Consider the following 18613-nt stretch of genomic DNA (forward strand, 5'->3'; position numbering starts at 1 on the left):
GCTGACGTCTGAGGGCTGAGCATGCGGGTCAGCTGATCGGGTGGGCGGCTTCCGGGGCCAGAAATTGTTGAGAGACCTGGATGAACTTGTCGCGGAAATCCAGCGAGCGGTGGCGGCGCACGGTGGGCCACTGCTTCTCGAAATGCCGGGCAAGGGCTTCGACGAGAAAGACCGAGCGGTGCTGCCCGCCCGTGCAACCTATGCCCACGGTGACATAGCTGCGGTGGTCTCTGGCCAGCAGCGGCAGCCAACGTTCGAGGAACTGCTGTATGTCCAGCTGCATCTGCTGCACCTCGGGCAGGGCTCCCAGATAGTCGGAAACCGGCTTGTCCAGGCCCGTCAAGGCACGCAGTTCCTTGTCGTAGAAGGGGTTGGGCAGCATGCGCACGTCAAACACATAGTCCGAGTCGATGGGCATGCTGTGCTTGAATCCAAAGGACTGGAACATCAGCGTCATCTGTCCTGCCGGTGCTTCGATGATCTGCTTGATATAGCTTTGCAGCTGAGCCGACTTGAGGTCCCCGGTGTCGATGACGATGGAGCGGTCGCGCAGCAGGCCCAGCAGCTCCCGCTCCTTTTCGATATCGAGCTCCAGTGCCTGGCGCTCGTTGGTCAGGGAGCCGGGGGACAGGGGGTGGCGCCTGCGGGTTTCCGAAAAACGCCTGATCAGAGTGCCGCTGTCGGCGTCGAGAAAGATCATGCGTGGCATCAGCCCCTGCTTTTTCAGTCGATGCAGCTGGTCGGGCAGCTGGGGCAGGCCCTTGGCGCTGCGTGCATCCATCGCAATGGCGACTTTATCGTCCTGATGGTTGAGCTTGAGCTCCACAAAGGACTGCAGCAATTCCGGGGGCAGGTTGTCGACGCAGTAGTAGCCAGCATCTTCCAGCGCGTGCAGCGCAACGGATTTGCCCGATCCGGACATGCCGCTGATCAGAACAATCTCCATGGACATGATTTCAAACTCCTCTGACTTTGCCGCTCTTGCGGGCTGCCGTGCTGGCCTTGGCACTTCGGGCCGGGGTGGCCGACGAACGCAGGGCGCTGTTGGCGGCCTGCTTTGCAGGCAATCTTGCCATGGCCAGCATTTCTCTGGCATGGGCCATGGTTGCTTCGGACAGATGCTCGCCGCCCAGCATGCGGGCCATTTCCATCTCGCGCTCTTCGCCCGCCAGCGGGTCCACGCTGCTGATGGTGGTGTTGGACTTGGGGCGCTTGGTCACCCGGTAATGCTGGTCTGCGTAGGCAGCGACCTGGGGCAGGTGGGTGACGGCCAGCACCTGGCGCGACCCGCCGAGAGAGTGCATGAGGCGGCCCACAGTTTCGGCCACGGCACCGCCCACGCCGGAGTCCACCTCGTCAAAGATCAAGGTTCCGGCCTGGCCCAGCTCGCTGGTGGTTACGGCAATCGCCAGCGAGATGCGCGACAGCTCGCCGCCTGATGCCACCTTGGCCACGGGCTTGGGCGTGGCGCCGGTATGGCCGGCCACGAGAAAGGTGATGCCGTCCGTGCCGGCCGGGCTGGCGGCTTCGGCATGTTCCAGCTGTACTTCGAAACGGCCGCCCTTCATACCCAGACTTTGCATGGACTGGGTGATGGCGCGTGACAGGCGCGGCGCAGCCAGGGTGCGCTGCTGCGAAATTTTGCGCGCCTCGGCCTGATATTTGAGATGGGCAGCCTGCTCTTTGGCGCGCAGGCCCTCGACATCGACGGCGGCATCCAACTGGTGCAGCTCCTGCTTCCAGCCTTCGAGCAGGGCGGGCAACTCTTCGGGCGTGCGCTTGTAGCGGCGCGCCAGCTGCATCCACAGCGACAGGCGTTCGTCGAGATCGGCCAGCAGCTCGGGGTCCAGGTCGGCGCGGCGCAGATAGGCCTGCAGCGAGTGGCGGGCGTCGTGCAACTGGGCCACACAGGAGCCGAGCACGTCGGCAATGCTCTGAAACTCGGGCTCCAGGTGCTCCTGATCCTGCAGCAGGTGGTGGGCCCTGCCCAATGGGGTGGCCGCTCCCGCATCGTCATCTTCCAGCAGCTGCAGGCAGGACTGGGCCGAGTCCATCAAGGTCTGCGCGTGCGACAGGCGCGTGTGCTGGGCGTTGAGCTCATCCCACTCTTCGGCGCGCGGCGACAGCTTGTCCAGCTCGGATATCTGCCATTGCAGTCGCTCTCGCTCGCGCTGCAGATTGTCCTGGGCCGAAAGCGCCTGCTCCAGAGCCTGATGGCTCTGGCGCCATTCCTGCCACAACGACTTGAGCTGTGCGGTTTCAATACCGCCGTAGGTATCCAGCATGGCGCGTGCCGCGTCCGGGCGGGTCAGGCTTTGCCAGGCATGCTGGCCATGAATGTCGATCAGCTGATCGCCCAGATGGCGCAGCTGCGTGGCCGTGGCGGGCGAGCCATTGATCCAGGCGCGGCTGCGGCCCAGGCTGTCTATGACGCGGCGCAGCAGCAAATCCTGCTCTTGCGCAAAACCCGACTCTTCCAGCCATTCGTGCAGGTGAGGGGGGCAATCGAACTCGGCGCAGATATCGGCTTGGGGACAGCCTTCGCGCACCACCTGTGCGTCGGCGCGTGCGCCCAGCACCAGTTGCAGGGCGTCGAGCATGATGGATTTGCCGGCGCCGGTTTCGCCGGTCAGCACCGTGAAGCCGGTCTGCCAGTCCAGGTCGAGTGACTGAACAATCACAAAGTCCCGCAGGACGATGCGCTTCAAGGCCATGGTCAGACGCCTCCCTCGTTCCAGCCCAGCTTTTTGCGCAGGGTGTCGAAGTAATTCCAGCCCTTGGGGTGCAGAAAGTGCACGCTGTGATCGGCGCGGGTCACCAGGATGCGATCGCCATGCTGCAGCGATTTCAGGGACTGCATGTCAAAGTTCGCGCTGGCATCGCCACGGCCGCCCACCACCTCGATAGTCACCTCCTGGGCGTCGGAGAGCACGATGGGGCGGTTGGAGAGGTTGTGCGGCGCGATGGGCACCATCACCCAGGCCGGAATCGAGGGGTGCAGCATGGGGCCGCCGGCCGAGAGCGCATAGGCGGTAGAGCCCGTGGGGGTGGCCACGATCAAGCCGTCAGCGCGCTGGTTGGAGACAAAGCTGCCGCCGACCTCGATGCGTAGCTCCACCATGCCCGAGGTAGAGCCACGGTTGACCACCACGTCATTCATGGCCTGGGCTTCAAACACGCACTGGCCGTCGCGCATGACGCGAGCATTCATCAGCGTGCGTTCGTCTTCCTCGTATTCGCCCTGCAGGATGGGCGTGATGGAGGCTTCGAATTCATCCAGGGCAATGTCGGTGACAAACCCGAGGCGGCCCTGGTTGATGCCGACCAGCGGCGTGCCATAGCGCGCCAGATGGCGGCACACGCCCAACATGGTGCCGTCGCCGCCCACCACCAGGCCGAGGTCGCAATGCTTGCCCAGGCCGTCCACGTCCATGCTCGGGTAATCGGGCAGGCCCGCGTAGATGGCCGACTGGGTATCCAGAATCACCTCACAACCCATGCTGCGCACATAACCGGCAATCCGTTGCAGTGCTTCGCTGGCCGCATCGGAGGGAACCCCTGCTGCCGGTGTGTGGTACTTGCCGATCAGGGCAATATGGTGGAACGTGGATGTCATCTGGGAAATTACATCATTAAAATGAAATCATGCTCGACGAACGTGCCAAGTTATTGCTCAAAGCGCTGATCGAGCGTTACATCGCTGACGGTCAACCAGTCGGCTCGCGCACTCTTTCACGTGCATCCGGGCTTGAATTGTCGCCTGCCACCATACGCAACGTGATGGCCGACCTGGAAGAGATGGGTCTGATCATCAGCCCTCACACATCGGCAGGCCGCGTGCCGACAGCCAGGGGATATCGCCTGTTTGTCGACACCATGCTGACCGTGGACCGCTCCGATCTTGTAACGCCCGGCCTGATCCCCGAACAGCCGCAGAAGGTGATCGCCAATGCGGCCAACCTGCTGTCCAACCTCTCCCAGTTCGTGGGCGTGGTCATGGTGCCGCGTCGCAGCTCCGTCTTCAAGCATATCGAGTTCGTGCGCCTGTCGGAGCGGCGCTTTCTGGTCATCATCGTCTCGCCCGAAGGCGATGTGCAAAACCGCGTGATCTTCACGGATGTGGATTACGAGTCCTCGCAACTGATAGAAGCCTCGAATTTCCTCAATCACCATTACGCCGGTTTGACAATGGAGGAGGTGCGCGCGCGTCTCCAAACCGAGGTGGAGCAATTGCGGGGCCAGGTTGCCAGCCTCATGCAGGCGGCGGTGAATGTAGGTGCCGAAGTCATGAGCCACCACGATCGCGAGGATGTGGTGATCGCCGGCGAGCGCAATCTGCTGTCGGTGAGCGATTTTTCCAGCGACATGGGCAATCTGCGCCGCGCTTTCGACCTGTTCGAGCAGAAAACGCAGATTCTCAGGCTGCTGGACTTCTCCAATCAGGCCGATGGCGTGCGCATCTATATCGGTGGCGAGAGCCAGACCGTGCCGTTTGAAGATTTGTCCGTAGTGAGCGCTCCCTATGAGCTTGATGGCAAGGTGGTAGGCACCCTGGGGGTGATCGGCCCCACGCGCATGCACTACGACAAGATGATCCAGATTGTCGATATCACATCCAAACTGGTGAGCAATGCTCTGAGTCACAAGCGTTAGGCCCTACAATGGCGAAGTTTTTCTGGTGGCAGCCACGGCTGTTGTCAGTGTTGGGGCGTTAGCTCAGTTGGTTAGAGCAGAGGACTCATAATCCTTTGGTCGTCGGTTCAAGTCCGCCACGCCCTACCAATCTACATAAGGAAAGCCTGCTATCTAAAAAATAGCGGGCTTTTTCTTTATCTGTTGATGCATTCCATATGCATCCAGTAGTACATGGTTTTGTACTTTCTAGCGGCTTGATGGCACTGCCTGCTCTCGTTTTTTGTTATCCGTCAGAGGCGTGCAAGAACTGACAGTCACGCGCGTTGTGCTTGAAGGACCAGCAGCCGGACATTGCTCTCTTCATCAGCCAGGTCACCAAGGTACAAGCCTGTTCCTTCCCAAGCACAGAAGCGGTTTGGCTAAGTCTGAGCCAGCCTCAAGCCGGGTCCCGCGCCTAGGTCTCACTTCCTGCAGACAGGGCCGGAGCATTGGCAACTCGATTTCGTGCATTGGCCTCAAATCGTTTGCTGCTTCGTGAGCGGCTTCGTTGAGCTGTTTGCTGGCAGCCTTTGTCGATCAACTTCATGGTTGTTGAAGCTGTCGCGATGACCGATTGAGCTCGGCCTGTTCCTCATGCGCTGCTTCTGGCTGGCTCAGAGCGCACGGAGGGACTTTAGTCAGCGCAAAGCGGCACAGGTCCTCAACAAAAGTGGACGTGCGCCGGCCGTTGCCTCGAGTACGCAGTGACAGTCCTTCGCTGAGATATCGGTATCCGCTTCGACGTCGCAAGGAACGCAGCGTCCACTCAGAACCTATCCGTGATGCCCATGAACATCGTGGAATAAACCGGCAGGTGCGCCATGGTGGCTTCCCTTAGCGCAGAAAACTCAAGTATGCGAATTATTGGTCGTTAACAAATGGGAAGAGCCTTTTCTTCAACGATCTCAGAAAGTGGAATGGTCATGAAAATATGCCTGCCAGTAATTGCTATTGCGCTTCAACTGTGTGTTCCATCTATGACTCAAGCAGCCAGTGGAACCATCCGATTCGTTGGCTCGATTGTGGAACCCACGCACTGCAAGGTCACAGAGTTCGGCGCCGCAGCGCCCACCAAACCTCAAGCCAGTTGCTTCACCCGCGAAGGTAAGCTTGCTCCTGCAACCGAACACATGGTCAAGGTAAGCGTGTCAGATTCGCCGATGGCTGCAACTTCCGAGGTGGGCACCATGCATCCGAGCCGAGTGGTGACACTGGAATATCGGTAGTCAAACCGATCCGTTGGGTTGACAGGGTTCATGATCCTTTGGTCGTCGGCTCAAGTCCGCCACGCCCTGGCAAGCAGCATGAAAGCCTGCCGTCTTCATCGATGGCAGGCTTTTTTCTTTGTCGGGTGTGAAAAAATTGCCAGGTTTGATCTGGCGGGCGTTTTTGCGCTGCTAGAATACAACCCTGTTGCGGCTGTAGCTCAGCTGGATAGAGTACTTGGCTACGAACCAAGGGGTCGTGGGTTCGATTCCTGCCAGCCGCACCAAAAAACGTCAAACCTCAGAACTGCAAAGTTCTGAGGTTTTTTCGTTTCCGGGCCTGAGGCCGCTCGGTTTTCAGTCGCTCTCAGGCCTTGGGGATCAGCAGGCTGAAGGTGCTGCCCTGGCCGGGCTGGCTGCTGATCTGCAGACTGCCGCCGTGGCGCTGTGCCACGGTGCGCGTGAAGGCCAGGCCCAGGCCCACGCCGTCCATGCGCTGGTGCTGATGCAGACGTTCGAAGGGCTGGCTGAGTCTGGCCAGTGACTCCTCATCCATGCCCGGGCCGTGATCGTGCACGGCAATGCCCCATTGGCTGCCCTGCTCGACGATGCGGATGTCGACCACCGCGCCTGCATCTGTATCCTGCGGCTTGCCGTACTTGATGGCGTTGGTCAGCAAGTTGATGACGGCGCGGTGCAGCAGGCCCGGGTCGCCGTGCACGCAGGCTTCGGCATCCGGCAGCTCGAACACCAGTTGCATGTTCTGCTGGCTGGCCTGGGCCCAGCAGTCCGAGACGGCTTGATCCGCCAGCAGGCCCAGGTCCACAATCTCGCTGCGGTATTGCTGTCGCTGGGCTCTGGCCAGATGCACAAAGTCGTCCGCCAGTTGCAGCGACGACTGGGCGTAGCCCTCTATGCGGGCGAAGAGGGCCTCCTCCGACTCGATGCGCTTGCCCGTACGCTGCATCTCCAGCAAGGTGATGATGGAGCCGATGGGCGCGCGGATATCGTGGGAGATGAACTGCATGGCCTGGTCGCGCTGGGCCTGTGCGCTGCGCAGGTCGCTGATATCGACCAGGGTGATGAGCCAGCCAGAGGTGGGCGGTGCCTCGAAGGTCTGGCTCAGCAGCATAAGATGGCGGCCCTGGGAGTCGCGCCCCTCGCTTTGACGCGGCAGAGTGGCATTTTGCATGGCGCTGCGGTTCAGCAGGGGGGTGTTGGCGCCGGGCGCTTTGGCAGCGCGTTCCTCGTCACTGGCGGCGTGGTGGAGTTCGGCCAGCAGCAAGACCAGGTCGTCGCCTTGCTGCAGGTTGAGGCCCAGGCTTTCGATATAGCGGTGGGCTGCGGTATTGGCCAGCAGCACCAGTCCGTTGCGGCCGCAGACAAAGGTGGCGGATGGCAGCTGGCGCAGGCTTTCGCTCACGAAGTGATGCAGGGAGCGCAGCTGGCGCGAGGCCTGCTCCACGGCCGAGATGCGCTGATCCAGGGCATCTCCCTTGAGAGCGCTGCGGCTGGCAGTCGGCAGCCCCTGGTCCTGCAGATCGCGCAGCTCCAGCGCCAGAAAGCGTGTCGCGGCGCGAAGGCGCAGCCAGCTCCACAGCGGGTAGGCAAGTGCCAGACTCAGCAGCGCTGCTGCGGGTTCTGTCTGGATATGGCCCCAGCGCGGTGCCAGGCCGGCAATCAGCAGACTGAGCAAGGCCAGCAGGATGCTGGACATCAGCCCGCCAGAGGGTCCGAACCAGGCAAGGGCCAGCAGGCCCAGCAGCACGGGCAGCAGATTGAGGCTGCGGTTGAGCAGGGCAGATGCCGTCTCCAGGTGCGTGCCCTGCAATATGCCGTTGAGCACATGGCCCAGCATTTCCACATTGGAGATCAGGCGTGCATCCAGGCCGATGGGGGCGGTGAATTTTTCGCCGAGACCAGCCGCGGTCGCTCCAATCAGCACGTATTTGCCGCGAAAGGCGGCTGCTGGAATGTCGCCTCGCAGGACGTCGATATAGGAGTAGGTGGTGAACGGCGAACCCAGGCTTTTCTGGCGGTCTTGCGCCGCCTGGGCAAAGGCGATGAAGCGGGGCTCCCGTTTCTGCCAGGAGTCGCCCGCCGCCGGGCCGGCTGGCGACTGGGCAGGTGGCGGGCAGGGCCCGGCGTTCTGGCCCACGCAGTGCAGGCTCAGTGCCATATGCCACCAGGGCTGGGCGGGCGTGCCTTCCTGTGCGTAAAAGCGCCGCACCACCCCGTCGGCATCCATCGGCATCTGGGTGTGGCCCAGTGCGGCAGCTTCGCCGGCAAGGCCCTTCAGCGGAGCGGTGGCGCCGTTCTGCGCGGCGCGTGTGACGGGCAGCACCACATTGCCGCTTTTTTTCAGTGCCTGCTGCAGCAGCAGATCGTCGCCGGGGTAGTCGAGGTCTTCTTCGCTGAAGACCACATCCATGCCGATGGCGCGAGGCTGGCCCTGCGCGATGCGATCCAGCAAGGCCGCGTGCAGCGCGCGGCGCCAGGGCCAGCGGCCTATGCTGTCGATGCTGTCATCGTCGATGGCCACGATGACGACCTCGGGCGAGGCCGGACGCTGGTGCAGCCAGACCGAGGTGTCCTGAAGAATGCCGTTGATGCGCGGTAGCTGGCCCGGGCCGCTGAGCCACCAGGTCAGGCCGAGCAGGAAGGCGCTGAGCAGCAGCCAGCTCAGGCGCAGATTCTGCAATCGGCTTTTGCGCGGGATGGAAGCTTCAACCATGGGCATGGCCTGGTTTGGCGCTCATCAAACCATAGCTACTAGCGCCTGGTAGATATGAATTTGAGGCATGAATCCTATGGAATTTCATGAAATTCAAGCGCTGGGAGCTATTGTTTTTATTGACGCATCAGACGCAGGCCATCGCCGGAAGTCAGCGCCTGTCCTTCGGACGAGGTCACCCAGCTGCCGGTCTGGAATTGACGCGCGGCAGAGAGGTTGCTGCGCAGACCGTTGGCATCCTCGACCTGCATCTGCAGATAGTAGGTGCCGGGGGCCAGTTCCTGCGTGCTCCACTGCGGCTGGGTCACCCAGGTATCGACCAGGGGCGCGGCAAAACCGGCATCGCTGGCCACCACGATGCGGTAGCGCTGGCCCTCTTCGCCTGCCCAGTGAATCAGGCTGCTGCCCTCGCCGGGCGCGCCGCCGATCTGCAGCTCGGGCGATTGCGGGGCCAGGGCCAGCTTCATCTTTTGCGGGGCGGCGAATGGGCCCGCATCCGACTGGCCGTTGCCCAGCGTGCGGATGCTGCCCACGCGCCACTGATATTCGCCGACGGGCAGTTTGGCCAGCGCCTCGGCGGGCAGGGCGCAGTCCTTGAGTTCGCCGGCGTCGATCAGGGGCTGGGCAAAGTTGCCGTTCGCAGCGATGACCTGGATACGGTAGGCCGAGGCTTCGGCCACCTGGGTGCACTTCAGACCGTGCTGGCCCTGTCCAACGGTGGCGTCGGGCGCTGGCGATTCATAGAGCGGGGGCACCGGATGGGCCTTCACGCGCAGCGCCTGCAGGCTGGGCTTGCCGGGAATGCCATTGGCATCGATGGCGCGAATCGCAGCGGTATAGGTGCCGTCTTCCACACCCGTCAGGCGTGCCGGTGACTGGCTGAACAGGCCGCCGCGCACGATTTGCGTCAAATCCTTGTCCTGGGCCAGCAGCACCTGATAGCGCACGGCACCTGCCATCGCGGGCAGGGGTAGGCTGACCCAGCTGGCGTCTTCGATCAAGGAGGGCCAGGCCGCGATATCGGGAGCTGCCAGCATGGCCGTGGGCTTGCCGAGCTGGCCGTCGACGGACACGGACAGGCCTTGACCGGGCTTGAGCAGTTCCGAGGGCTGGCCCGTATGCACGGCGACCGAGCCTTCGTCGACGGCAGCAGTCGTGCGGCCCTGCTCGTCGCTCCACACCAGAAACCGGGTGCCGCGCACACTGGTCGACGCTGCCTGGGTGCGTACCTCGAAACGGCGCTCGCCATTGGCTTGCTTGGGCACGTTGGCTTCGATAGCGCCCTCGCGCAGATCAATCACGGACTGCAGGTTGCCGGCACGGCCTTTGCGGCGCATCTGGCGCAGCTCGACATCGGATTCCGACTGCACGCGCACCAGAGAGCCATCGGCCAGGCGCACGGAGACAAATGCGTTGGCGGGAACCTGGAGCGAATCGCCTTCCTGCAGCAACTGGCCTTTTCGCACGGGCTGGGCCGGCGCCTTGGCCGAGTCGGCGAGATGGTCGAGCGGGCGCGTGCTTTGCACATCGCCCTGCACAAACTCCACCGAGGCCATCGCCGCGCGCAGCAGACGGGTGGGAATTTCCAGCACCGAGCCGGGGCGCAGACGCAGCGGGTCCAGTACCTTGTTATGGCTTTGCAGCGCAGTCCAGCGCTTGTGGTCGCCCAGATAGCGGGCCGCCAGCACCTCCAGCGTATCTCCGCTCACCACGCGGTGGGCTATGGCATCGTTGCCGCGCGGCGTGATCTGGGCATGGGCGACACCTGTCGCCGTCATTCCCCCGAACGCCATCCACAGCATGCCAGCGCCCAGCATGGGCAAAGGGGTGCGGGCAGAGCGGAGGGTGGGACGTAAATCAGGCATTTCAGGATCAGAGGTGAAGGGGCAGCTCGAACTCAAGCAGCCGGGGTTGCAGGCTCCGCAGTTTCGGGGGCATCGAGGCGGTAACCATAGCCATAAACGGCCGAGATGGCATAGGGCTGGCCAGCGCGCAGATTCAGCAGATTGCGCAGGCGCGAGACATGGGTGTCCAGCGAGCGCGATTGCACCTCGGCGTTATGCCCCCAGACGACCTCGCGCAGATGATCGCGCGAGAGCAGCCGGCCCTGGTTCTGGAACAGCGTCAGCGCCAGCGTGTATTCACGGTGCGTGACCTCCACGGGCTTGCCTTCCAGCTCTATGCCGTTGGTGGTGGTGAGAAAGCGGTAGGGGCCGAAGTCAAGCACGCTTTGTGCCGTCAGCGGATAGGCGCGGCGCAGCAGAGCGGCGATGCGTGCGCGCAGCTCGCCCGCGCGGATGGGCTTGATCATGAAGTCATCGGCGCCGCTGGCCAGGCCTTCGACGATGTCGGCCTCTTCGCTGCGGTGGGTCACGAAGATGATCGGTACTTCCTTGCTGATCTGCTCGCGCACCCAGCGCACGATGTCCGGCCCGCTGCTATCGGGCAGTTCCCAGTCGACAAGCAGCAGATCGAAGCTTTCACGACGCAGGGCCTGCTGAAGGGCAGCCCCCTTGAGGTAAGAGTGACAGCTGTGCCCAGCTTCCGTCGCGACTTGTTGCAACAGTTCCAGTTGTAGTGGATCGTCATCCAGGGCAGCAATGCGCATCGGTCGTTCCTTTAGTGCGAAGGATTAAATCCGCGCTGCCTCGTGAGTGCAGAGGCAGCGTCCCATAGGGGTGAGGAGCTATTGCTCGGCGGCCTCACGCAGTTGTTCCAGAGCCTGGATCACCTGGTCGTCGCTGACGTCGGCCAGCGTCTGCAGGCGCGGCTTGAGGCCGGCCAGCGCCGTCGCGCCTTCGCGTTGCAGCTGGGCAATGCTCTGGCCCGCTTCCTTGGGCGCTGCAAAGCCGAGGCTTTGCAGCAGCAGCTGGCCGTCAGCAGCCACCAGCTTGAAGTAGAACTGGCCGTCCGTCTCGCGATACTGCTTGAACTGGGGCAGCGCCGTCTTGGCAACCTTGGCCTTGGCCTTGCTGGCCTGTGCCAGATTGCGAATGCCTACGGCGGCGCGCAGCTGCTGCAGCAAAGGAGTCGCCAGCTTGCGGGCCTTGACCGCGCCGGCCTGAAGAATCTCTTCCAGCTCGGCGGGATGGGCAATCAGATACTCGTAGCGCTCGCGCATGGGGGCGATTTCTCGGTCGATGCGCTCGAACAGGATCTGTTTGGCATCGCCCCAGGCAATGCCTTCGGCATATTGCTGGCGCAGTGCGGCACTTTCCTCTTCGCTGGCAAAGCCCTGGTAGATCTGGAACAGGGCCGAGCCTTCGACTTCCTTGGCTTCGCCGGGAGCGCGCGAGTCGGTGGTGATGCTGTTGATGAGCTTCCTGAGCTGCTCGCGTGGTGCGAACAGCGGAATCGTGTTGTTGTAGCTCTTGCTCATCTTGCGACCGTCAAGGCCGGGCAGGGTGGCAACAGACTCTTCCACCACGGCTTCGGGCAGGGTGAAGTACTCGCTGCCGTAGATGTGGTTGAAGCTGGACGCCATATCGCGCGCCATCTCCAGATGCTGGACCTGGTCGCGGCCCACGGGGACCTTGTTGGCATTGAAGATCAGGATGTCGGCACCCATGAGCACGGGGTACATGAAGAGACCGGCGGTCACGCCGTCGTCAGGTTCGGTGCCGGATGCATTGTTCTTGTCGACTGCCGCCTTGTAGGCATGGGCGCGGTTGAGCAGACCCTTGCCGGTCACGCAGGTCAGAAACCAGGTCAGCTCCGGAATCTCGGGGATGTCCGACTGGCGATAGAAGGTCACATGCTCGGGGTTCAGGCCCGCGGCCAGCCAGCTGGCGGCGATCTCGATGGTCGAACGCTGCACGCGCTCGGGGTCCTGGCACTTGATGAGGGCGTGGTAGTCGGCCAGAAAGTAGAAGTTCTCCACGTTCTTGTCGCGGCTGGCTTCGATGGCCGGGCGCATCATGCCTGCGTAGTTGCCCAGGTGCGGGGTACCGCTGGGGGTGATGCCGGTCAGAAAACGGGTGGTGCTCATAGGGATCAACAACAGATATCAGTAGCAGACCAGGCGCTGGGTTCAGCGCAGCAAGGCCATGAAGGGGTAGAGGATCAGATCGATGGCCGAGTAGCCCAGGCTCATCAGCGGACGCAGCCAGAAGCTGCCGACCACGCCGGCGATCACCAATGCCATGACGATGAAGAAGCCATAGGGCTCGACGCGGGCCAGCACTTGAGCCTGCTTCCAGGGCAGCAGGCCGACCAGGATGCGGCCGCCGTCCAGAGGTGGCAGCGGAAACAGGTTGAAGGCCCACATCACCAGATTGACCAGGATGCCGGCGCGGCACATCTCCAGGAAAAAGCGCTCCTGCAGACCCGTGCCGACCAGCACGATCAGCAGCAGGCCCCAGAACACGGCCTGCACGAAATTGGAGGCAGGACCGGCCAGCGCGACCCAGATCATGTCGCGCTTGGGGTGACGCAGTTGGTCGAAGCGCACGGGTACGGGCTTGGCGTAGCCGAAAAGAAATGCGCCCGAGGTTGCGAAATACAGCAGCAGCGGCATCAAGATGGTGCCGATGGGGTCGATATGCTTGATGGGGTTGAGCGTGATGCGCCCCATCATGGCTGCGGTGTTGTCGCCAAAGTGACGCGCAGCATAGCCGTGCGCCGCCTCATGAATGGTGATGGCGAACAGCACGGGCAGTGCGTAGATCAGGACGGTTTGTATGAGTTCGGTGGGTTCCACGCGCTGATTGTCTCAGACGTCGCGTCAAGCTGCTGTGTTGTGTCGGGACAAGCCGTGGGTGCTTGCAGAAATACGGGTTGCACATAGTTGTGTGGTAAACCAGATGTAGCAAAATGCAACTCGCACAAATTCCCGGGCACGGCTTGCATGTCGGAGCAGGTTTGTGCGGTTTGACGACATCAATACATAACACGGCGTTCGGCAGGACAGGGCAAGGGGATCGATATGACGGTAAGCAAGCGACTGGTGATCGCGTTTGTCAGCATCAGTGTTTTTGTGCTGGCTTTGATGGGAATTGCCTGGTCAGCAATGTCCGATGTGCTGGAGGTGCTCAAGGCGGGCTCGCTGACGGTGCAGCAGTCTCAGAGCCTGATGGCCGAGGTGGAACGCTCGCGCTGGTGGCTGCTGGCACTGGGGGGCTGGGTCTGCATTTCCTGCGCCTGGTCCTGGGTCAGCCTGCGCCGCCGCATCGTGGCGCCCTTGCAGGAGGCCATCCTGATTGCCGAGACCGTGGCCGCAGGCGATCTGAGCAAGGAGTTCTCTTCCAATGCCGAAGGCGAGTTCGGGCGCTTGCTGACTGCGCTGAGCACCATGGAAGACACGCTGACCGAGCTGGTGGGCCGTATCAAGCAGTCCACCGACTCGCTGGCGGTGTCGGCCTACGAGATCGATGCCGGCAACACCAACCTTTCCAGCCGCACCGAGCAGCAGGTCAGCGCACTGACCGAAACCGCCGCCAGTATGGAGCAGCTCACCGTCACCGTGCGCCAGAATGCCGAGCGTGCCCATTCGGCCAGCTCTCTGGCCGTCACTGCTTCGGCCACGGCCGGGCGCGGCGGTGATGTGGTGGATCAGGTGGTTCACACCATGGACGCCATCAGCAGCAGCTCGCGCAAGATTGTGGACATCATTCAGGTGATTGAAGGCATTGCCTTTCAGACCAATATCCTGGCGCTCAATGCGGCCGTGGAAGCGGCCCGCGCCGGCGAGCAGGGACGTGGCTTCGCCGTGGTGGCCAGCGAGGTGCGCTCGCTGGCGCAGCGCAGTGCCGAAGCGGCCAAGCAGATCAAGGAACTGATCACGGCCAGCGTGACGCAGGTCGAAAGCGGCTCGGGCCTGGTGGGGCAGGCCGGCAGCACCATGAAGGAAATCATGCAGTCCGTGGGCCAGGTCACCGGGCTGCTGAGTGAAATCTCGGGCGCGCTGCAGCAGCAAAGCGAGGGCATTGCCCATGTGAACACGGCTGTGGCCCATATGGACAGCACCAATCAGGAAAACGCAGCCCTGGTCATGCAGGCCACGCAGGCCGCAGCGGCGCTCAATGCGCGCACGCAGGATCTGCAGCAGGCCGTGGGTGCCTTCAAGCTCGATGATGATGAGGCACCGGGTCTGGCGCCTGCGGCCATGCCGGCGCCGCGCCGGGCTGCGGCGGCTCAGGCTCAGCCAGCTCGTGCACCAGAGCTGGCCTACGAAGAGTTCTGATTCAGGACAAAGCGCGCAGACGGCCGTAGACGGCCAGGGCCGTGAAGCCACAGTGCAGGCAGATGGCCGTTGCCAGCAGGGCTCTGCGGCGCAGCATGGAATCATCCGCCTGCGCCGACAGCCCTGGAGATACATGGAATGACTGGCCTTTGCCATAGGCCAGGATCGCCCACGCCGTCCAGAGGGTGGCCAGGGCATAGATCAGCCATGACAGAGATGCCTGCCAGAACAGCAGCATCACCATTACCGAGTAGGTGCCGAGAAAGCCGATGAGCCTGGGCCAGTGGCGCTGAACAAAGTCTTGCGGCGGCTGCCTTTTCTGCATGAGGCGGTGCTTATTCGGGCTGCAGGCCGATGTCCTTGAGGCCGCCCATGCCCTGGCGCACCACGACGGGCGGATTGTTCGAGGCCATGGGCGTGAGGTCCAGCACCGTGGTGGGTTGCTGCGGGCAGGCACCGGAGTCGACCACGGCATCCAGCTCATGCGGAAAGCGCTCCAGGATGGAGTCGGCATCATTGAGTGGCTCGGTCTCGCCGGGCGCGATCAAGGTGGTGGCCAGCAAGGGCTCGCCCAGTTCTTCCAGCAGCAGTTGCAGGCCCTTGCGATCCGGCACGCGCAGGCCTATGGTCTTGCGCGAGGGGTGGCTCAGGCGCTTGGGCACTTCCTTGCTGGCTTCAAGGATAAAGGTGTAGGGGCCTGGCGTGGCCAGCTTGAGCAGGCGGTACTGGCGGTTGTCCACGCGGGCATAGTTGGCCAGCTCGGACAGATCGCGGCACAGCAGCGTCAGGTGGTGCTTGTCGTTGATCTGCCGGATGCGGCGCATGCGATCCACGGCGTTCTTGTCGTCCAGATGGCAGACCAGGGCATAGCTGGAGTCGGTGGGAACGGCAAGAATGGCGCCCTTGCGCAGCATGTCCGCTGCCTGCTTGATGATGCGCGGCTGCGGGTTCTCTGGATAGACTTCAAAAACGGTGGTCATGCGGCTTCTCTCTGTTTTTATGCGCGCTGTATGCGGTCCTCCAGCAGTTCCCAGACGGGGGTGAGCTGGCTGGGCAGATAGGGCAGCTGTCCCAGGTCTATCTGCGATTCGTCGGGGCTGTGAAAGTCGCTGCCGCGCGAGGCGGCCAGCCCGAATTCCACAGCCAGATCGGCGTAGCTTGCATATTCATGCGGGCGGTGGCTGCCTGTGACAACTTCCACGCCCTGGCCGCCGAGCTCCTTGAACTTGGAAAACAGCGCATATTCCTCGTTGTGACTCAGGTCGTAACGCGCTGGATGCGCAATCACGGCCACGCCGCCGGCATCCACGATCCAGCGCACGGCGTCGTGCAGATTCGCCCAGACATGGGCGACATAGCCGGGCTTGCCTTCGGTCAGATAGCGTTTGAAGACCTCATAGGTGTCGGCGCAGACCCCGGTCTCCACGAGAAAGCGGGCAAAGTGGGTGCGCGAGATCAGCTCGGGGTTGCCTGCGTGGCGCAGCGCGCCTTCATAGGCCCCCGGAATGCCGGCCAGTTCCAGCTGCCTGGCCATTTCGCGGGCGCGCGGGCCGCGGCCGTGGCGCGTGTCGTAGAGGCCTTGCGTCAGCGCGGCATTGTCGGCGTCAAAGCCAAGGCCCACGATGTGCACGCTGCTGCCCGAGAAGCTGACGGAAATTTCCGTGCCTGTCAGATAGTCCAGTCCCGCTGATCTGGCGGCTGCTGCCGCGCGATGCTGGCCGCCGACCTCGTCGTGGTCGGTCAGCGCCCACAACTCCACTCCGCGCTCGGCAGCACGCAGAGCCAGTTGCTCGGGCGTCAAGGTGCCGTCGGAGACGACGGAGTGACAGTGCAGATCGGCGTTGAGATAGGTTTTTGGCACGGCTTCATTGTAGGCCGCTGCAGGCGATCATGACCTGGGTCATCGCGCGAGCATGCTTGCGGTGGCCGCTTGTAACAAAGCTCAAATATGCCGCCCGTATGCCGAAGAAGGATTGGCTGCAGCGCTTGTGAGACTCAGAAAGCGTTACGGCTGCCACGGTATTGCTTGATTTATTGAGATGGATAAAAAATGAAATTGAATCAGTTCTCGGTGTCACAAAAGCTGTGGGCTTTGGTGATCGGCTTGCTGGCAGGCTTGCTGCTGGTGTCGGCAGGCAGCCTGATCTATCTGGATCGCGTCTATGTGAGCATCTCCAAGGAGGCCACACGCACCCGAATGGCTGCCAACATTGCCAGCGAGTGGCGCCACCTGACCGAGCAAAGCGTGGACCGCTCCATCGTTGCAGCGATCTCTTCCGAAGAGAATCTGGTGGAGCAGCAGCGCAAGCTGATGAGCGACGGGATTGCGCATATCACCGAGCTGCAGAAAAAGCTCAACGAACTGGTCACCGACGAGGAATCGCGCAAGGTGCTGGATGAAGTCGCCGAGCGCAGGCGCGCGACGCTGGAAAGCAATGCCGCCGTCCAGGCCGCGCGCAAGGACAATGACTTTGCGGCGGCCTTCGATCTGGTTGAAAAGCAGCTGCGTCCCAACGCCAAGGTCTACGTGGATGCGCAGCGCAAGTTTGTGCAGTTGCAGGAGCAACGCAGCCAGCGTGCGGTTGCCGATGGCGAAGCACGCCAGTCTCAGGCCTATGTGGCTATCGGTCTGGTCTGCGGCCTGATCGTTCTGCTCGGTCTGGCGATGGCGGCTCTGATCCTGCGCTCGATCATCGCTCCCTTGAATGAGGCGGTCGCTCTGGCCGACTCCATCGCTGCCGGCGATTTGACGGCGACCGTGCGCAATGACCGTCATGACGAACTGGGCCTGCTGCTCAAGTCCCTGAACGCCATGGCCGAGCGTCTGCGCTCCGTCGTCGGCCAGGTGCGTTCGGGTGTGGAGTCCGTCTCTTCGGCCTCGGGCCAGATTGCCACGGGCAACCAGGATCTGTCGGCACGCACCGAGCAGACGGCGGCCAATCTCGAGGAAACCGCAGCCAGCATGGAAGAGCTGACGGCCACCGTCACCCAGTCTGCCGACACGGCACGTCAGGCCAATCAGCTGGCCTCGACCGCTGCCCAGGCCGCCGAGCAAGGCGGTCGGGTGGTGCAGCAGGTGGTGCAGAGCATGGGCCAGATCACCGACAGCAGCCGCAAGATTGCCGACATCATCGGCGTGATCGACTCCATTGCCTTCCAGACCAATATCCTGGCCCTGAATGCGGCCGTGGAAGCGGCACGAGCCGGTGAGCAGGGCCGTGGCTTTGCGGTGGTAGCTGGCGAGGTGCGCAGCCTGGCGCAGCGCAGTGCCGAAGCCGCCAAGGAGATCAAGCAGCTCATCACCACCAGCGTGGACAACGTGCAGTCGGGCTCGCAGCAGGTGGAGCTGGCGGGACAGAGCATGAGCGAGATCGTGGCCAGCGTGCGCCGCGTCAGCGACCTGATCGGCGAGATCACGGCCTCGTCCACCGAGCAGCGCGACGGCATCAACCAGGTCAATCAGGCAGTGAGCAACCTAGACCAGATGACGCAGCAGAACGCGGCGCTGGTGGAGGAGTCCAGCGCGGCGGCGCTGTCCATGCAGGAGCAGGCGCGCCGCCTGGCGGAGGTGGTGTCCGTCTTCAAGCTTGGCCATGAGGCCGGCTATGCCAAGGCGGCAGCACCCCAGCGCCCGGCCAGCCGCGCCATGCCGGCCATGGCCCCGGTAAAGCAGACTGCCGTTGCAGCTCGGCCTGCGATCAAGAAAGCGCCCGCCGGCCCGGCTCCTTCGGCACTGAGCGCCAGCAAGGCTAAGCCTGCTGCGGACTCCGACGATGGGGACTGGGAAACGTTCTAAATAAACATGGGCCCGAGAAGGGC

At 62.8% G+C, this 18613-nt stretch carries 15 protein-coding genes and 2 tRNA genes; 6 read left to right on the forward strand and 11 right to left on the reverse strand.

Features of this window, described 5'->3' with window-relative positions; genetic code table 11:
* Window positions 1-28: 28 nt before the first annotated feature.
* Genes rapZ through ACLBXN_RS01860 form a run of 3 tightly spaced genes read right to left on the reverse strand, consistent with a single transcriptional unit; the run spans window position 29 to window position 3616 of the window.
* On the reverse strand, window positions 29-952 hold the full coding sequence (gene rapZ, locus ACLBXN_RS01850; protein WP_447610944.1) for an RNase adapter RapZ: 924 nt from the start codon (window positions 950-952) through the stop codon (window positions 29-31).
* A gap of 4 nt (window positions 953-956) precedes the next feature.
* Window positions 957-2714: a DNA repair protein RecN gene (recN, locus tag ACLBXN_RS01855; RefSeq protein ID WP_447610945.1), complete on the reverse strand. Its 1758-nt coding sequence runs from the start codon at window positions 2712-2714 to the stop codon at window positions 957-959.
* Window positions 2715-2716: 2 nt separating this feature from the next.
* Window positions 2717-3616 carry an NAD kinase gene (locus tag ACLBXN_RS01860; RefSeq protein ID WP_003058424.1) on the reverse strand — a complete coding sequence of 300 codons (900 nt, stop codon included), beginning with the start codon at window positions 3614-3616 and terminating at the stop codon, window positions 2717-2719.
* Window positions 3617-3645: 29 nt separating this feature from the next.
* Here ACLBXN_RS01860 and hrcA point away from each other — a divergent pair, with 29 nt between their 5' ends.
* The 4 genes from hrcA to ACLBXN_RS01880 all read left to right on the forward strand — a co-directional run bounded on the left by hrcA (window position 3646) and on the right by ACLBXN_RS01880 (window position 6166).
* Window positions 3646-4653, forward strand: coding sequence for a heat-inducible transcriptional repressor HrcA (gene hrcA / locus ACLBXN_RS01865; protein WP_043003449.1), 1008 nt, complete (start codon window positions 3646-3648; stop codon window positions 4651-4653).
* 52 nt (window positions 4654-4705) lie between these two features.
* Window positions 4706-4782 (forward strand) — tRNA-Ile (locus ACLBXN_RS01870).
* Between the two features lie 815 nt (window positions 4783-5597).
* Window positions 5598-5900 (forward strand): hypothetical protein, encoded by a 303-nt coding sequence (locus tag ACLBXN_RS01875; RefSeq protein WP_447610946.1) that lies wholly within the window; start codon window positions 5598-5600, stop codon window positions 5898-5900.
* Between the two features lie 189 nt (window positions 5901-6089).
* Window positions 6090-6166 (forward strand) — tRNA-Arg (locus tag ACLBXN_RS01880).
* Window positions 6167-6246: 80 nt separating this feature from the next.
* On the opposite strand, the gene ACLBXN_RS01885 is transcribed toward ACLBXN_RS01880, so the two are convergent.
* The 5 genes from ACLBXN_RS01885 to ACLBXN_RS01905 all read right to left on the reverse strand — a co-directional run bounded on the left by ACLBXN_RS01885 (window position 6247) and on the right by ACLBXN_RS01905 (window position 13312).
* Window positions 6247-8613, reverse strand: a complete 2367-nt coding sequence (locus ACLBXN_RS01885; protein WP_447610947.1) for a CHASE2 domain-containing protein — start codon at window positions 8611-8613, stop codon at window positions 6247-6249.
* Window positions 8614-8729: 116 nt separating this feature from the next.
* A complete protein-coding gene (locus tag ACLBXN_RS01890) occupies window positions 8730-10436 on the reverse strand; it encodes a FecR family protein (RefSeq protein ID WP_447611191.1) in 1707 nt (568 codons plus the stop codon).
* A 74-nt stretch (window positions 10437-10510) separates the two neighbouring features.
* Entirely contained in the window at window positions 10511-11221 is a 711-nt protein-coding gene (locus ACLBXN_RS01895) for a response regulator transcription factor (RefSeq protein ID WP_447610948.1), read from the reverse strand.
* A 78-nt stretch (window positions 11222-11299) separates the two neighbouring features.
* The gene (locus tag ACLBXN_RS01900) at window positions 11300-12601 is read right to left on the reverse strand and encodes a tryptophan--tRNA ligase (protein ID WP_447610949.1); all 1302 of its coding nucleotides are present in this window, start codon (window positions 12599-12601) and stop codon (window positions 11300-11302) included.
* 42 nt (window positions 12602-12643) lie between these two features.
* Window positions 12644-13312, reverse strand: coding sequence for a site-2 protease family protein (locus ACLBXN_RS01905; protein ID WP_343676091.1), 669 nt, complete (start codon window positions 13310-13312; stop codon window positions 12644-12646).
* Window positions 13313-13537: 225 nt separating this feature from the next.
* Between ACLBXN_RS01905 and ACLBXN_RS01910 the strand changes: the two genes are divergently transcribed.
* On the forward strand, window positions 13538-14794 hold the full coding sequence (locus ACLBXN_RS01910; protein WP_447610951.1) for a methyl-accepting chemotaxis protein: 1257 nt from the start codon (window positions 13538-13540) through the stop codon (window positions 14792-14794).
* A 1-nt stretch (window position 14795) separates the two neighbouring features.
* Here the strand turns inward: ACLBXN_RS01910 and ACLBXN_RS01915 are convergent, their stop codons facing one another.
* From ACLBXN_RS01915 to ACLBXN_RS01925, 3 genes are read right to left on the reverse strand one after another with little or no spacing between them, the layout of a single operon-like run.
* Window positions 14796-15119: a hypothetical protein gene (locus tag ACLBXN_RS01915; RefSeq protein ID WP_447610952.1), complete on the reverse strand. Its 324-nt coding sequence runs from the start codon at window positions 15117-15119 to the stop codon at window positions 14796-14798.
* A gap of 10 nt (window positions 15120-15129) precedes the next feature.
* The gene (locus ACLBXN_RS01920) at window positions 15130-15774 is read right to left on the reverse strand and encodes an L-threonylcarbamoyladenylate synthase (RefSeq protein WP_447610953.1); all 645 of its coding nucleotides are present in this window, start codon (window positions 15772-15774) and stop codon (window positions 15130-15132) included.
* A 17-nt stretch (window positions 15775-15791) separates the two neighbouring features.
* Complete coding sequence (locus ACLBXN_RS01925) at window positions 15792-16655, reverse strand: 3',5'-nucleoside bisphosphate phosphatase (protein ID WP_343676096.1); 864 nt, start codon at window positions 16653-16655, stop codon at window positions 15792-15794.
* A gap of 189 nt (window positions 16656-16844) precedes the next feature.
* Here ACLBXN_RS01925 and ACLBXN_RS01930 point away from each other — a divergent pair, with 189 nt between their 5' ends.
* A complete protein-coding gene (locus ACLBXN_RS01930; protein WP_447610954.1) occupies window positions 16845-18590 on the forward strand; it encodes a methyl-accepting chemotaxis protein in 1746 nt (581 codons plus the stop codon).
* Window positions 18591-18613: the final 23 nt, after the last annotated feature.

Source organism: Comamonas sp. C24C, from assembly GCF_053345995.1.

Coding starts and splice junctions, on each gene's coding strand:
- rapZ (WP_447610944.1), bottom strand. CDS start 952: ATGTCCATGGAGATTGTTCTGATCAGCGGCATGTCCGGATCGGGCAAA.
- recN (WP_447610945.1), bottom strand. CDS start 2,714: ATGGCCTTGAAGCGCATCGTCCTGCGGGACTTTGTGATTGTTCAGTCA.
- ACLBXN_RS01860 (WP_003058424.1), bottom strand. CDS start 3,616: ATGACATCCACGTTCCACCATATTGCCCTGATCGGCAAGTACCACACA.
- hrcA (WP_043003449.1), top strand. CDS start 3,646: ATGCTCGACGAACGTGCCAAGTTATTGCTCAAAGCGCTGATCGAGCGT.
- ACLBXN_RS01875 (WP_447610946.1), top strand. CDS start 5,598: ATGAAAATATGCCTGCCAGTAATTGCTATTGCGCTTCAACTGTGTGTT.
- ACLBXN_RS01885 (WP_447610947.1), bottom strand. CDS start 8,613: ATGGTTGAAGCTTCCATCCCGCGCAAAAGCCGATTGCAGAATCTGCGC.
- ACLBXN_RS01895 (WP_447610948.1), bottom strand. CDS start 11,221: ATGCGCATTGCTGCCCTGGATGACGATCCACTACAACTGGAACTGTTG.
- ACLBXN_RS01900 (WP_447610949.1), bottom strand. CDS start 12,601: ATGAGCACCACCCGTTTTCTGACCGGCATCACCCCCAGCGGTACCCCG.
- ACLBXN_RS01910 (WP_447610951.1), top strand. CDS start 13,538: ATGACGGTAAGCAAGCGACTGGTGATCGCGTTTGTCAGCATCAGTGTT.
- ACLBXN_RS01915 (WP_447610952.1), bottom strand. CDS start 15,119: ATGCAGAAAAGGCAGCCGCCGCAAGACTTTGTTCAGCGCCACTGGCCC.
- ACLBXN_RS01920 (WP_447610953.1), bottom strand. CDS start 15,774: ATGACCACCGTTTTTGAAGTCTATCCAGAGAACCCGCAGCCGCGCATC.
- ACLBXN_RS01930 (WP_447610954.1), top strand. CDS start 16,845: ATGAAATTGAATCAGTTCTCGGTGTCACAAAAGCTGTGGGCTTTGGTG.